Here is a 15,416-nt window from a genome sequence, read left to right as displayed (position 1 = left end):
AGGCTCAAGAAGCTGAGGACCCAGGGGTAAGGGCAGGCCAATGGTGATGGCGCAGAGTGTCCCCTGGCTGTGCGTTGTTGCTGACCAGGAAACGTCGAATGGCGCCGTCCAGAACGTCGTCGGGATCGTCTGCGGCGATGGGCGGGGTTAACCAGCCACGCCAAAGCGCCTGGAGGTGGGCGCCTTCATAGCGCAGCAGTTGCACGACGCTTGAACGTGTTGCGATGCTTGAAGCCTCAGTCCAGACCAGTGTCGTCGCACCAGTTTCTGAAACATTGGAGGCTGCGGTTTTTTGTTCGCCGTCGTATTTCCTCAATGCGGTTAGAAGCGCGGGTTTGCAACTAACAAATTGCAGCTTGTGTTGATGCGAAAACGCAGTCAAGCCATCAAACACCTGGCGATCAACACAGGAAATCAGCAGTCTCTTCTTGTCATCGAGTGCCTGCCATGTGATGACTTGGGTCGTTGGATCGATATCCCACATCTGCCGAACCCATGCCTTTGTGTAAGCATCCAATGCGTTGGACGTGAGGGATTTTGCGCCGGTATTCGCGAGAAATAGTAGTCCAAGTCGGGTATGGGCGAGCCCGAGGTGGACCTCAAATCCACTTCCACCGGCTGAAGCGCTATGGGTGCTATAGGTATTTCTCAAAAGGGCCCAGACGTGCTCGAGCGCGCTGGGCAATGAATCCGGTGTGATCTGCGCAAAATGCTCCACGCGCGCGACGCGCTCGAGCGTGGTGCGGGGTGATGCGAGCCTGCGCAAGCGGAGAAATGCCCCCCGAAAGCCGCGAAGTCTGGGAGCCGCAGCTGGTTTGAGTACTTCCAGGGTTACCTGCTCACCCGTGAGCGTCAATACAAGGGTTCGTTTCATATCACTGAATGGGTGTCACGCGATTGATTTCGTCGATGGTGGTCAAGCCGCGAAACGCCAACGAAATTGCCGATTCACGCAAGCTTTCGAAGCCCTTTTCTCGCGCCAGCCGTTTGAGCGTCGAGATCGGCGCATGTTGAACGAGAAGGTCCTTCATTTCGTCGTCTATCGGCAGCGTTTCCGCAATCGCCGCACGCCCCTTGTAACCCGTCCACCGGCAATGCTCACAACCTTGGGCCTTCTTCAAGTTGACCTCCTTGAGAGCCTTTGCTTTTAGTGAGTCGGAGATTTTTATCAGGTCTTCGTGATTCGCATCAATTGGCTGGGCGCAATGCTGGCAGACGGTTCTTACCAGGCGCTGCGCCATGATGCCCGTGAGTGCTGCCACCAGGCTGTAACTGTCGACCCCCATGTTCGAAAAACGCCCAATCACATCAAAGACGTTGTTGGCATGTACCGTGGTGAAAACTTGGTGACCCGTCAAGGCTGCCTGAACGGCGATTTGCGCGGTTTCGCTGTCACGGATTTCTCCGACCATGATCTTGTCTGGGTCGTGGCGCAAGATAGAGCGCAAGCCTTTGGCGAAAGTCAGCCCCTTCTTTTCGTTCACTGGGATCTGCAAGACGCCAGATAACTGGTACTCAATAGGGTCTTCAATCGTGACGATCTTGTCCAGCCCCGTGTTGATTTCCGAGATGGCGGCGTACAGTGTGGTGGTCTTGCCGCTACCTGTCGGCCCCGTCACAAGCAAGAGTCCGTAGGGAAGGTAGGACACCCGGCGAATAAAGGCCTTGACGTCGTCCTCAAAACTCAAGGTATCCAGTGTCAAAGATTCGAATTGCCCAGTCAGGTGCTTGCGGTCCAAAATGCGAAGCACGGCGTCCTCGCCGGCAATGTTGGGCATGATCGATACGCGAAAGTCGATTTCACGCCGATCAAGCGTCACGCGAAATCGTCCGTCCTGCGGGATGCGCCGCTCCGAAATGTCTAAATCCGACAGCACCTTGATTCGCGAGACGACTTGATGGGCTGTGTCCAGGCTTTCGATGCGCTTGATGGATTGAAGGACTCCGTCGAGGCGATACTTGATGTGCAGTGCGCGGTGCTGCACTTCGAAGTGAATGTCTGATGCGCCCAGCTTCAGGGCGTCATAGAGCGTCGAATCAACCAAGCGAACCGTGGGATTGGCGGTGGACTCGATGTTGGCCATCGACAGCAGCAAGGTGCTGGATGATTCCAGCTCGTCGACAGCAGAGTCCTCGATATGGACGGTATCCATCGCTCGCAGGTTCTGTTCGGCACCTGACAGGCAGCGCACAAAGTCCTCTTCTCTGACGAGCACACGCACCAAGTGGGTGGGGGCGCGTTTTTCTAGCAGCGCCTCAAACCATTGTTGCGTGTCAAGGTCGCTTGGATCATGAATAATAAACAGCAGGGCGCTTTGTCCGTCGTCTTCTTTGAATGTGCCAACGATACAGCCACGCTTTTGGCATTCTGCGAAAGCGGCCTGATCGAAGTCGGGCTGCACCCGGTCGAGTTCCTGTCGGGTCATGGGCCGCATCAAGAAATGCGCTGCCCAGATCTCGAGTGCCTCGTCTTCGGGGATGGCAAGATGATTCGCCAGCCATGACACGCGCTGGCCGGCCGTCACCCCACCCAAGGCCTGCGCCAGAATGGAGGCATGAGGTCGCACGCCGCGTTGTTCGGCTGCGGGGTGGGTATCGATCAGAGTGAAGGTCATGGGCAATAGAGGGGAACTCACGGTGTCAACGCGCGCATGTCAACACAGATCATGAAATGCTTGAGGCCAAATCAAAGATTGGCAGATACATGAGAATCACGATGCCTCCGATGAGGATGCCAAAGATGATCATCAGCATAGGCTCGATCAATCGACTGACAATGTCGATGTTTCTCTGCAGGGTTCTCTCATAAAAATCGGCAATCCGGTCGAGCATTTCGGACAACGCCCCGGTGCGCTCTGCAACGTTGAGCATGCTGGTCGCCACGACATCAGATAATCCAGAATTCGAAAGCGCACTGCTGATGGCGACACCCTCCCGCATCTGATCGAGTGCCGTTCGTAACCGCAGGCGGTCGGTGGGACTGAGCAGTTCCATGCTGTGCAGAAGTGCTTTGTGTATAGCGATGCCGCGGGAGGTCAGGATGGCTGTGGTTCTGTACATCTGAAGATGCTGGAACTCACGTACCACCTTGGAAACGCCAGGTATCTTCTCCAGCATTTTTTTGCGTACTTCGGGTTTTTTCCACTGCATCACCAGGGTTGCAGCGGCTCCGCTCATGGCCACCAACATGAGCATGGGTATGAGAGGGTGAGCGTCGACAAATTGCCCCCAAGCCATCAACAGCTTTGACAGGAAGGGAAGTTCTCGGCCATTGCTTTCGATGAGCGTTGCAAAGCGGGGAACGACGACCCCCAGCAGCAGGACAACGACCAGCGACCCGACAGCCAACAGGAGCAAAGGGTAAACGCATGCGCCGATGACCCGGTCACGCACGGTGCGCAGGCTTTGCTGATGTTTGGCGTAGCGTGACAGGCCCGTTGCCAGGTCGCCCGTTTGTTCGCTGGCCGCCACGGTGGCGACCAACAACTCCGGAAACACCTGGGTACGCTCCAACGCGACAGAGAAGGAAAACCCCTCGGATACCGCTATGTTGAGCTGGTTAAGGATATGGCGGCGCGAGGGGGCGGTTTCCCTGCGCGTCAGGGCATTAATGGCTTCCTTCACCGTCACGCCGGCCTCCATGAGGGTGGCCAGGTCTTGCGAAAAAGCGACCGTGTCAATCGTCGCCGCTTTCGCGGCAAAGAGCCTTCGAGCATTCCCGAACAGGGGAGCGCCGACGGCTTTTACCACCTCGCACTGGAGAACGACCTGGCCGCGGCCACTGACCATTTGATGGACTTGCTCGACACTCGTGGCCTCGACTTGCTGCGTCGAAACGCGGCCCCGAGGGTCCATGACAACGACGTTAAAAGCGGTAGCGCTCATCGATGCCAGGCGGTGCAGGTAAATGAGCGGCGGTCATTCGGGTGACGACAGCGCAATGTCTTTGGCATCACCGCTGCCGCCGGGTTGCCCGTCGGAGCCCAGCGAAATGAGATCCACGTCGCGTTGCAATTCAGACAGCTTGTAAATATAGGCGTGTCCCCAGGGATCCAGGGGCACCCCCTTCTTGAGATAGGGACCCTGCCATCTGGGTACGCCTGGTGGCTGCGAGATGAGCGCTTCCAGGCCCTGCTCAGGGGTGGGGAAGCCGCCAACTTCCAGTCGGTATTGATCCAAGGCTTTTTCGAGGGCGTCCATTTGGGCGCGTGCTACTTTGACTTTGGACTTCGCAACCGTATCGAAAAACCGTGGCGCTACCAAGCCGGTGAGCAGCCCGATGATGACGATCACTACCAGCAATTCGAGCAGAGTAAAACCGCCGAGTAAACGGTTGCGGTCACCACACTTCAAGTAAGTGGGCCTGGCACGGCGGCGGTAGTGGCTCTCTTGGATCCGCGTCGCCTGCGGGGTCAGTTCTTTATCGATGCCTGCGCTGGTGGGGGTTTCAATAGTTGCACGATTCGTTGCCTGCTCGTCGGTTTTTATATCGCTCATGAATCTCTTTTTTTTTCGATAAAACGACGACTTCGTCAATTCCCTGATTCCGACCAAGAGGTCAGCAAGTTCTGTTCCTAGTCTCCGCACCATTGTCGCCAAATCAATTGCGCATTATTTGCGCGGTGATGAATGCGTAGGACTGTACTTGAATGGCGAAAGACTGACATCCTCTAACTGGGGGGCCTTTTATTAAGCGATACCTCTTTAGTGTTCTTTTTCCGCTATGCACGCTGGTTGTTGAGGTGCAGGGGGTTGTTTCCGCCAGGGACTGGGTTTGTAGTCGATGCTGAGTTGGACCTGTGGGCTTAGTGGTAAGCCGGGAATGTAGGCAGCTAAGCCGTTCGTTCGGCGGTGGTCTTGGCCCTCCGCATAGCCGCTCGATGCGGTAGTCCCGAGCGCGGAGCTTGCTGCAGTGGCTCCGACGCGACACTGCCCTCCAAATAGAGGGCGACAGAACCGCACCCCACCGCTAGACTGCGACGCACATTCGCCTAACTCGGCGAGATAAAAAAATGGGGCGGGGAGAAATCAATGCGCTTATCACTTCCGCTTGCATCGGGCACGATGCGGGTGAGTCGACTGCGGTCTTTATTCTGGGCGCGGTTGATCGATGCCAAAGGCGTGGCGACTGGCACCGCATACACGCCGCGCGGCTGGGTGGCCAGCGTCACGACCACCGCACCTGGAGGAGCGGGGCGCACCACCAGCTACAGCTACGACGGCGTCGGCCAGCTCACCCAGGTCAGCCAGCCCGACGGCACCAGCCTGAGCTACAGCTACGACGCGGCGCACAGATTGGTGGGCGTGACCGACGCCCGCGGCAACGCCGTCAGCTACACCCTGGACAACGTGGACAACCGCATCGCGGAGGAAGTGCGCGACCCCACTGGCGCCCTGCAGCGCAGCATCAGCCGCTCCTTTGATGCCCTGAACCGCTTGCAACAAATTACGGGAGCAGCCAATTGGTCGAATTAAAAAGAAGCAGTCGCATCAGCAAGGCGTTCGCAGCATGGCTGTGTATCGCCTCACTGCTGGCGCTTCTGACTGGCTTTCCACTGAGGGCATGGGCCTCATTTTCTGCTACTGTGGCGACTCCGGCGTGCACCGCAAACTGCTATGCGTACAAGAATCGTGCGGTCAATCCGCAACAGACGGTTTTCACTATTGGTATTTTTGCGGCTTGCAACTACGGCGTAGGCAAGACTTTAGCCACGCTTAATCCCGGCAAACTTGTGGTCGAGTTACGTGGTTATTACGGTGCCACGAATCAGAATTACGCAGCGTGCGAATACAAGTATTTCCCATATCCCGGGGACACCGTCAATTACAACTGGTCCTATCTTACTATCGAGGGGCAACCTGCGGCGCCCTATCCCGCTCAATACAGCTGCCCTGCCAACAGCACGCTCACAGGCACAAGCTGCACCTGCAACGAAAGCGAGGGCTACACACAGTCGCCGAATAGTCCATCGTGCGTATCCCGCGAAGAGAGCAACCTCACCCAAGTGCCTCTGCTGCCCCTGGCCTGCCCGAGGTCGGCAGACCCCAACCCCAGCTTTGGCAACCCCATCTACCCGTTAACGGGCAGCAAGGTAGAGCAGGTAGCCACTGGAGTCGAAATTGGCGGCATCGCCTTGAGCCTGACTTACGACAGCGTCTCCAAGGCGCCTGGCTCCATCTCCTCAGCGTACAGCCATGCGGCCTCCTTCGGCGAACTCTGGTTCACCAACCTGCACCGCAAACTCAACCTAGCGCCAAACCTCAAGACTGCACTCCTGTCGCGCGGAGACGGCCGCGTCCTCAGCTTTACTGGCACAGGCGGCGGCGTGTTTAGCGCCGGCGCCAACCGAAACGAAACCCTGACCTCCATCACGGGAGGCTATCGATTTACAGATATTTCCAGCGGAACCCAAGAGCTTTATAACGCCACAGGCCAGCTCACCAGTCTGACCACCGCCCAGGGCAAAGTGTTGAGCTTTGCCTATGCATCGGGGAGTTTGTTGACATCTATTCAGGATAGCGACGGCAGGATCATCCGGTTCGACTACGCTAGCGCAGGCGCCCTCAGTACGGACCAGCACGTCACTAAAATAACTGACGCCACAAGTCGGACTATCACTGCGGCTTACGACGCCACAGGCAACCTGTCATCGCTGACCTGGCAAGACGACAAGATACGCCAGTTTCTCTACGAAAACGCCAGCTTCCCCTGGGCTCTGACCGGGGTGGTCGACGAGAACAATACCCGCTACTCAACATTTGGCTACGATAGCCAGGGCCGTGCCATCTCCACAGAGCATTCTGGAGGTGTGGATCGCTTCAGCGTGAGCTATGGCCAAGCACCTTCGGTATCGGTGGTTGACGCCTATGACGTCGGCACCAATGTACTCAGTCGGACCAGAACTTGGCAGATTCCAACAAGCACGGTGCTGACTACCCCCAATGGCACCAGCGTGGACATAGGTGTCCAAAGTCAGTTTGGCATGCCGGCACTCACCGCCATGAGCCAGCCTGCCGGTTCAGGCTGCGCCGCATCGACCAGCACGATGACCTACGACGTCAAAGGCAACATCGCCAGCAAAGACGACTTCACGGGACAACGCAGCTGCTTTACTAACGATCTGGTCCGAAACCTGCCCACGGTGGCAGTCGCAGGCCTGACCAACACGGCGAACTGTTCAACCGTGCTCATAGCCAATGCCAGCTTGCCACAGGGCAGCCGCAAGGTGAGCACGCAGTGGCACCCTGACTGGCGCCTGGTGACCAAAGAAGCACAGCCCTTGAGTCTCACCACGAGCATCTACAACGGCCAGCCCGACCCGTTCAACGGCAATGCGGTTGCCAGCTGCGCGCCCTCAGCTGCAAAGACTCCGGACGGCAAACCTATAGCCATGCTGTGCAAACAGGTGGTGCAGGCCACGACGGACGTTGATGGCGGCCTTGGCCTGACGGCACCCATCGATGCCAGCGTGGCGCAACGCATATCGAGTTTCACTTATGACGCCTTAGGGCGAACGCTCGCCAGTACCGATCCACTGAACCGCGCGATGACCTATGCGTACTACGGCGGCACAAGTTTCACGGGTGTAGAGCCCAATGCCATAGGCCACAGCGTAGGCGACCTGCAAAGCATCACCAACGCGGCAGGTCACGTGACCCAGTTCACGCAGTACGACCGGGCGGGCCGGGTGCGGCAGATGGTCGATGCCAAGGGCGTGGTGACCGACACCGTGTACACGCCGCGTGGCTGGGTGGCCAGCGTCACCACCACCGCGCCAGGCGGCGTTGGGCGCACCACCAGCTACACCTACGACGGCGTCGGCCAGCTCACCCAGGTCAACCAGCCCGACGGCACCAGCCTGAGCTACGGCTACGACGCGGCGCACAGATTGGTGGGTGTGACCGACGCTCGCGGCAACGCCGTCAGCTACACCCTGGACAACGTGGGCAACCGCATCGCCGAAGAAGTGCGCGACCCCACCGGCGCCCTGCAGCGCTCCATCAGCCGCTCCTTTGATGCCCTGAACCGGCTCCAGCAGGTCAGCGGGGCGGCGCAATGATTCAAATGAATTTTGTAGACGGTGGGCCTCCACCACAGAAAGCCGCAGCATGAGTATTTTTCAGGGAATTTCCGGCGCTTCGGATGCGAACCTCAGCTGTCACGCTTCAGCGCAAGCCGGGGTGTCGATGTTCAAGGAGAGTGTGCGTCGCGTGAACGGAGCAGTAGCAGTGAAGGGATGTTTATCGCGCGGTGGATGTCAGCTCAGCGATTTCCGCATCACTACCGTGGTTTTGTGAGTGAGCACGGGTGCCCATGAACGCCTTAAGGCCCGTCTGCCGGGACCCCTGTTCAAGCAGGCCAAATCCGCGTGGAGGCGTAGTCCGGATCACCGGACAAAGCCAACTCATACAAATAGTCACCAATGGTCCGGCGCAGCAATTGCCAGCAGACCGTCTTGAATCAGGAAAAAATTCGTGATCGCGATTTGGAAGAAAATTCTCAAGGCTGCAAGCCTGGCGTTCTTGGCTGGTTTCATGAGCTTGTGGTCCTTCTCTTTGATGGCCACGACCCTGTGCGGCACTTACCAAACATGTAAACCAGAATCTCAGCACAGTGCATCTGTCGTCCAGATGTTAGACGGCATGGGCAACATCTACTATGCCTATGACGTTGATAGTGCGGGGTTAATTCCCGTCGCAAATCAAGCGTGCGCTTACTACGCTGCCGCTCACTCGAACGCGCAGTCAACGATGACCTTTGATCCGGGTTCATGCATGCCAGTTCTTCCCGTTCCGGATTCCAATGTTGGTGGTCAATTTGTACCGATTTCTGTTACCGGGACATACAAACAAGTCCGGAGTGACGGTGTGTTGCTGGCCTCTGGCCCTTGGACTGGAGGGTTGTTAAACGCCGGGTGTGGAGATTCTTTGAATGCGAACTTGGTATCCGCAGGGTCCAACGGTCAATGCTATTGCAACAATGGACTAAATTGGTCGCCATCCTTGAATGCTTGTGTGGCCGTATACGATCACTGGTACAACGCAAGCTCCAAAAACAGTCTTATCTGTGAAGCCCGGTTTGGAAAGCCGATCGCTCCCCTAGTAGGTGCCAAGATTCTAAAAGAAGATCTTGGCATTTCAGTTGGTAGGGAGTCGCTTGGTATTGTTTTTGACAGCCGCAAGAATGTTCCCTATGTGGCATCTCCTACCATTATTAATGGTGTGGCAGCTGTCGCCGCTTCCCCAGCGGCTTCGTTCGGAAGTACTTGGGCATCTACCGTTCACAAATCTTTGTATATCCAGCGAAATGGAACATCCAGCATTGGATACTCCGTTCAAGCTTATCGTGGCGACGGGCAGTTTGAGACATTCAATCACCCCAGTGTGACGGTGTATACGCCAAGCAACTCCAGTGTCATTGATCAAATGGTTCCTGTACTGGATGGGCAGGGAAATCAAACGAGCCAAGTTCGAATCATCGATCCGAAAGGCAACATCGAACTTTACGACATGTACAACCAGCTAACCGGCTGGAAGGGCGATTTATTAAGCATTACATATGTGGATGGCGGTAGTATTAACTACACATACAGTACTTCGACAACGCCAATCAACATTGCCCCATCTATCGGTCTCTTAATCGGCATAAGCGACAACCAGGGTCGCAACGTTCAGTTTCAATACGACCAGCCATCAAGCAGCGGAATTTCTGCGCGAATCAAGCGGCTAACCACGCCAGAGGGACGTGTTATCACTTTTGGGTACGATGCGAACAACAATTTGTCTCAAATCAATTGGCCTGATGGCAAGGTTCGCAATTATTTGTACGAGCGTAGCGATCTTGTTTGGGCGGTGACAGGTATCGTTGATGAGAATAATTCACGCCTTTCAGGTTACACCTATGATTCACAGGGCCGCGCTATCGGAACTGAACTATCGGGTGGCGTGAACAGTTATAGCGCGAGCTATGGAACACCACCATTCTTAAGTGTTACCGAGAATCGTGTTGGCAGCGTGATTACACGTGAGCATAAATGGGTGGAGCCCCAGGGAGTGACTATCACTTTACCTAATGGGACTTCCAGTAGCTTGAGCATCGCCAGTATCAATGGCATGCCGGTCATGAGCGGGCAAACGCAGCCAGCGGGATCCGGCTGTGCCGAAACCAACAATGCCACGGTATATGACGCGGTGGGGAACGTGCTCTCGCAGGACAACTTTCAGGGGCAGCGCACGTGCTATGCCTACGACAGCAGCAATCGGGAGATTGTTCGAGTTGAGGGCCTTGCCAATACGGTGACTTGCTCAACAGTGACACCTACTGGTGCCACGCTTCCTGTGGGTGCTCGAAAGACCAGTACATCGTGGCACCCGGACTGGCGGCTGCCTGCCCGAGTTACCCAGCCGGGTCTGACTTCTACCTTGGTGTACAACGGCCAGGTTGATCCGTTCAACTTTTCGACGGCCAGTTGTACAACCGCCGCCAACTTACCCAACGGTAAGCCCATGCCGTTGGTATGCAAGCAAGTTTCGCAAGCAACTGCTGAAGTGCTGGCGGTCCCTCCAGCGCCAGTCGATCCTTACATCAACTCCGTAACGGTATTGCTGCATGGAGATGGATACAACAACTCAACAGCAGTTGTTGATAGCAGTCCTGCACCTAAAACGGTAACAGTGGGCGGCAGCGCAAAAATTAGTACGGTGCAAAGTGTGTTCGGTGGTTCTTCGCTGCTTTTTGGCAGCAGTAATTATCCGATGCTTACCGTCGCGAACATCTCGGGGAATACATTCTGGCAAAGCGACTGGACGACTGAGTTCTTTGCTTTGACAGCCAACCCTACTACGAGTGCGGCGGCGATTTTTGGTAACCGGTTTAGCGGAGGAGGCGGAACACTTCTTACCTCTTACTCGTCGGGCGTTTTGACCGGTTTGTCTATCCAGGCTTTTTCTGGTGGTGCGTGGGTTGGTTGGGGTGTTGGTACGGGTACGCCAGGTTTTACCGCAGCCGCATCTGCTGCCGGCGCGTTCAACCACGTTGCAATTACCAAGCAGGGGAAAACATATACTTTTTTCCTTAATGGCGTGATGTTGCCGTCTGTGACCACGACATACCAGATCAGCAGTGCGCTGACGACCAACATTTATGTTGGCTCCGCCGACTATGGATGGATTCCTTACAACTTCAGCGGTTATATCGATGAATTCCGCATTACTCAAGGTGTGATTCGTTACACCGCAAGCTTTACGCCCCCGGCGGCAGCATATGCCGGCTATACGACTTCCGATCCTTCTGCCCCTACGGCTACGAGTACTTTCACCTACGACGCATCCGGCCGAGTCTTGACCAGTGTGGACGCCAACAACCGAACCACCGGTTATGCGTACTACAGCGACACCGCCTTCAGTGGCAATCCGCCGGGCTCATACGACCCGGACATCGACATGGTGCCATTCCTGTTGCACGGCAACGGTGTGGATGGCGCCACCTCAATTGTTGACGACAGTCCTTATCACCGGACGGTGACGCCGAGCGGCAACGCCAGGATCAGCACCGCGCAAAGCAAGTTTGGCGGGTCATCGATTGCGTTTGATGGCGTTGGCGACTATCTGTCCATTCCGTATAACGCTGATTTTGCTTTTGGTGCAGGTGAATTCACCATTGAAACGTTCGTGTACAAGAACGCCAACAACACCAATGGCAGCCGAATCTGGAATTCCAATGGGGACTACTATGACGGCGTGGCCGTCTACATTGACCCCAATGGCAACTTTGGCGTCTATGTGTCCACCAACGGAACGAGCTGGACACAATCCTTGCCTGTCGTTGCCAACCTGACCAATGGGCAGTGGTACCACCTGGCGATCACGCGCAGCGGCGGTTCCATCTTTGCCTTTGTCAACGGCGTCAAATACACCGTCACGACAGCGCTGGGGACGAGCCCGCTGTACACCAACACAGGAGTGAGCCGCGTCATTGGCGGGCAAATCGGTGTCGACCGGGCCTTGAACGGCTACATCGATGAATTCCGTATCACCAAGGGCAAGGCCCGTTACACCGCCAACTTCACCCCGCCCACGCAGGAATTTCTGAATAACGGTCTGGTTCTTAACATCGCGGACATAGGCCACAGCGTAGGCGACCTGCAAAGCATCACGAACGCGGCCGGTCACGTGACCCAGTTCACGCAGTACGACCGGGCGGGCCGGGTGCGGCAGATGATCGATGCCAAGGGCGTGGTGACCGACACCACGTACACCCCACGCGGCTGGGTGGCCAGCGTCACCACCACCGCGCCAGGGGGCGTTGGGCGCACCACCAGCTACACCTACGACAGCGTCGGCCAGCTCACCCAGGTCAGCCAGCCCGACGGCACCACCCTGGGCTACAGCTACGACGCGGCGCACAGATTGGTGGGCGTGACCGACGCCCGCGGCAACGCCATCAGCTACACCCTGGACAACGTAGGCAACCGCATCGCAGAGGAAGTGCGCGACCCCACCGGAGCCCTGCAGCGCAGCATCAGCCGCTCGTTTGATGCGCTGAACCGGCTCCAGCAGGTCAGCGGCGCCGCCCAGTAGGCGCCGGGCAACAAAACCAATAACAGATCCAACAAACACCGCAAACCACAAAAGCGGTGAGGCAACCACCCGGGAGGGGTACAACATGAACAAGCTTCAGGGACTAGTGAGTAACTTCGGGCCGGCCATCCGGCTGCTGCGCACCTTGTGCGTTGCCGCCCTCATGCTGCCGGCGCTATCGGCGCTGGCACAAACCGCGAGCAGCACCACGCTGGCTTCCAGTGCCAACCCCTCGACCTTCGGCCAGAGCATCACCCTGACGGCAACCGTCGCGGGCGACAACCCCGGCGGCACGGTCACCTTCATGGACGGCGCCACCACCCTGGGCACCGGCACCCTGAGCGCCGGTGTGGCCAGCTTCGCCACATCCACACTGAGCGTGGCCAGCCACAGCCTGACGGCTGTCTATGACGGCGATGCCAACAACACCGGCAGCACCTCGTCTGCGGTTGCTCAAGTAGTCAACCAGGCCACGACCACGGCCAGTCTGGCTTCCAGCGCCAATCCATCGACCTTCGGCCAGAGCATCACACTGACGGCAACCGTCACGGGCCAATCCCCCAGCGGCACGGTCACCTTCATGGACGGCGCCACCACCCTGGGCACCGGCACCTTGAGCGCCGGCGTGGCCACCTTCGCTACCTCAACACTGAGCGTGGCTAGTCACAGCCTGACGGCCGTCTATGCGGGCGACGCCAACAACGCCGGCAGCACCTCGTCTGCGCTTGCTCAGGTAGTGAACCAGGGTACAACGACAGCCACGCTGGCTTCCAGCACCAACCCCGCCACCTACGCCCAAAGCATCACCTGGACCGCCACCGTCACCGGCAATGCACCCACCGGCACGGTCACCTTCATGGACGGCGCCACCACCCTGGGCACCGGCACCCTGGGCGGCAGCGGCAACAGCCGCACCGCCACCTATGCCAGTAACACCCTGACGGTGGGCAGCCACAGCCTGACCGTCGTTTATGCAGGTGATGCCAACAACAACACCAGCACCTCGGCCGTGCTGACCCAGACCGTCAACAAGGTCACCAGCACCAGCGCGATGACTTCCAGCGCCAACCCCTCGGCCTACGCCCAGAGCGTCACCTGGACCGCCACAGTCACCGGCAACAGCCCCACGGGTGATGTCAGCTTTAAGGACGGCGCCATCGTGCTGGGCACCGGCACCCTGGGCGGCAGCGGCAACAGCCGCACCGCCACCTATGCCAGTAACACCCTGACGGTGGGCAGCCACAGCCTGACCGTCGTTTATGCAGGTGATGCCAACAACAACACCAGCACCTCGGCCGTGCTGACCCAGACCGTCAACAAGGTCGCCACCAGCGCCACCCTGGCCTCCAGCGCCAACCCAAGCACCTACGGCCAGAGCGTCACCTGGACGGCTACGGTCACCGGCAACAGCCCCAGCGGCACGGTCACCTTCAAGGACGGCGCCACCACGCTGGGCACCGGCACCCTGGCGGCTGGCGTCGCCAGCTTCAGCAGCAGCACGCTCACCGGAGGCGTGCACAGCCTGACCGCCGTCTATGCGGGAGACGCCAACAACAACACCAGCACCTCCGCCGCGTTGAGCCAGACCATCAACAAGACCGCCACCAGCACCGCGCTGAGCTCCAGCCTGAACCCCTCCAACGTGGGCCAGAGCATCACGCTCACGGCCAGCGTGACGGGCAGCAGCCCCGGCGGCACCGTCACCTTCATGGACGGCGCCACCTCGATCGGCACCGGCACCCTGGCGGCCGGCGTCGCCAGCTTCAGCAGCAACAAGCTCACCGGCGGCAGCCACAACCTCAGCGCCGTCTATGCGGGCGACACCAACAACGCCGGCAGCACGTCCGCCGTCGTGGCGCAGGGCGTCAACCTCTCGGCCGCCAGCACCACCCTGAGCGTCACGCCCAACCCCGCCACCGTGGGGCAAAACGTCACCCTGACCGCCCGCATCACCGGCTACAGCCCCAGCGGCACCGTGACCTTCATGGAGGGCGCCACCACGCTGGGCAGCGCCAGCGTCAGCGGCGGCGCCGCCACCTTCAGCCTGAACAGCCTGGGGCAAGGCAGCCACAGCCTGACGGCGGCCTACAGCGGCGACATCAACAACAGCGCCAGCAACTCCAGCGCCGTGGCCCTGAGCATCAACCCGCGCAGCGGCATGACCTGGCAATACGGCTACGACGCCATGGGGCGCATCAACACCGTGGTAGACCCCAACGGCCAGGCCAGCTACACCTACTACGACAGCCTGGGCCGGCCCATCCAGACCCAGCAGCCGCCCAACACCGGCTCTGCCACGCCCACCGTCACCCAGTTCGGCTACAACCTGGCCGACGGCCTGACCAGCGTGGCCGACCCGCGCAACCTCAGCACGACCTACAGCCCCAACGGCCTGGGCAAGGTCACCGCCCAGAGCAGCCCGGACACGGGCGCCAGCCAGTACAGCTATGACGCCAAGGGCAACCTGCTCACCAGCCTGGACGCCCGCGGCAAGCAAACCCAGTACAGCTACGACAGCCTGGACCGTCTGACTGCCATCACTTACCCCACGGGCAGCGCCACCACCCTCGAATACGACGGCGGCGCCAGCCCCACCCCGCAAGAAAAAGGTGAGCTCACCAAGATCACCGATGAGAGCGGCCAGACCAGCTACAGCCACGACGCCCTGGGCCGCCTGACAGCCAAGACGGTCGTCATCAGCGGCAAGAGCTTCACCATCGGCTACGCCTGGGGCGACAGCGGCAGCGCACTGGACAAGCTGACGGCCATCACCTACCCGGGCGGCTCACGCGTGAACTACAGCTACGACGCCCAGGGCGCCGTCAGCGCCCTCAGCG

At 58.6% G+C, this 15,416-nt stretch carries 9 protein-coding genes; 5 read left to right on the top strand and 4 right to left on the bottom strand.

Features of this window, described 5'->3' with window-relative positions:
• Window positions 1-4 precede the first annotated feature (4 nt).
• Genes AC1DS5_RS24385 through gspG form a run of 4 tightly spaced genes read right to left on the bottom strand, consistent with a single transcriptional unit; the run spans window position 5 to window position 4,353 of the window.
• Window positions 5-874 (bottom strand): hypothetical protein, encoded by an 870-nt coding sequence (locus tag AC1DS5_RS24385; protein ID WP_477720824.1) that lies wholly within the window; start codon window positions 872-874, stop codon window positions 5-7.
• Between the two features lies 1 nt (window position 875).
• Window positions 876-2,615, bottom strand: coding sequence for a GspE/PulE family protein (locus tag AC1DS5_RS24380; RefSeq protein WP_477720823.1), 1,740 nt, complete (start codon window positions 2,613-2,615; stop codon window positions 876-878).
• Between the two features lie 49 nt (window positions 2,616-2,664).
• On the bottom strand, window positions 2,665-3,885 hold the full coding sequence (locus AC1DS5_RS24375; RefSeq protein WP_477720822.1) for a type II secretion system F family protein: 1,221 nt from the start codon (window positions 3,883-3,885) through the stop codon (window positions 2,665-2,667).
• Window positions 3,886-3,918: 33 nt separating this feature from the next.
• Window positions 3,919-4,353, bottom strand: coding sequence for a type II secretion system major pseudopilin GspG (gspG, locus tag AC1DS5_RS24370; RefSeq protein WP_477720841.1), 435 nt, complete (start codon window positions 4,351-4,353; stop codon window positions 3,919-3,921).
• Between the two features lie 678 nt (window positions 4,354-5,031).
• On the opposite strand from gspG, the gene AC1DS5_RS24365 reads away from it, so the two are divergent.
• The 5 genes from AC1DS5_RS24365 to AC1DS5_RS24345 form a co-directional block, all read left to right on the top strand.
• Window positions 5,032-5,475 (top strand): RHS repeat domain-containing protein, encoded by a 444-nt coding sequence (locus AC1DS5_RS24365; RefSeq protein ID WP_477720821.1) that lies wholly within the window; start codon window positions 5,032-5,034, stop codon window positions 5,473-5,475.
• Window positions 5,476-6,005: 530 nt separating this feature from the next.
• Window positions 6,006-8,060 (top strand): hypothetical protein, encoded by a 2,055-nt coding sequence (locus AC1DS5_RS24360; RefSeq protein WP_477720820.1) that lies wholly within the window; start codon window positions 6,006-6,008, stop codon window positions 8,058-8,060.
• A 49-nt stretch (window positions 8,061-8,109) separates the two neighbouring features.
• On the top strand, window positions 8,110-8,298 hold the full coding sequence (locus tag AC1DS5_RS24355) for a hypothetical protein (RefSeq protein WP_477720819.1): 189 nt from the start codon (window positions 8,110-8,112) through the stop codon (window positions 8,296-8,298).
• A 177-nt stretch (window positions 8,299-8,475) separates the two neighbouring features.
• The gene (locus AC1DS5_RS24350; protein ID WP_477720818.1) at window positions 8,476-12,579 is read left to right on the top strand and encodes a LamG-like jellyroll fold domain-containing protein; all 4,104 of its coding nucleotides are present in this window, start codon (window positions 8,476-8,478) and stop codon (window positions 12,577-12,579) included.
• A gap of 85 nt (window positions 12,580-12,664) precedes the next feature.
• Window positions 12,665-15,416, top strand: a 2,752-nt coding sequence (locus AC1DS5_RS24345) for a beta strand repeat-containing protein (RefSeq protein WP_477720817.1), incomplete at its 3' end; no start/stop codon positions are given.

This window comes from Polaromonas sp. P4_H1 (assembly GCF_056400945.1).
The sequence above is the reverse complement of the archived record's forward strand: the minus strand, read 5'-3'. Positions and strand labels throughout refer to the sequence as shown.

What these genes read in the sequence shown, in the direction of transcription:
- AC1DS5_RS24385 (WP_477720824.1), bottom strand. Translation starts at nt 874, where the DNA reads ATGAAACGAACCCTTGTATTGACGCTCACGGGTGAGCAGGTAACCCTG.
- AC1DS5_RS24380 (WP_477720823.1), bottom strand. Translation starts at nt 2,615, where the DNA reads ATGACCTTCACTCTGATCGATACCCACCCCGCAGCCGAACAACGCGGC.
- AC1DS5_RS24375 (WP_477720822.1), bottom strand. Translation starts at nt 3,885, where the DNA reads ATGAGCGCTACCGCTTTTAACGTCGTTGTCATGGACCCTCGGGGCCGC.
- AC1DS5_RS24365 (WP_477720821.1), top strand. Translation starts at nt 5,032, where the DNA reads ATGCGCTTATCACTTCCGCTTGCATCGGGCACGATGCGGGTGAGTCGA.
- AC1DS5_RS24355 (WP_477720819.1), top strand. Translation starts at nt 8,110, where the DNA reads ATGAGTATTTTTCAGGGAATTTCCGGCGCTTCGGATGCGAACCTCAGC.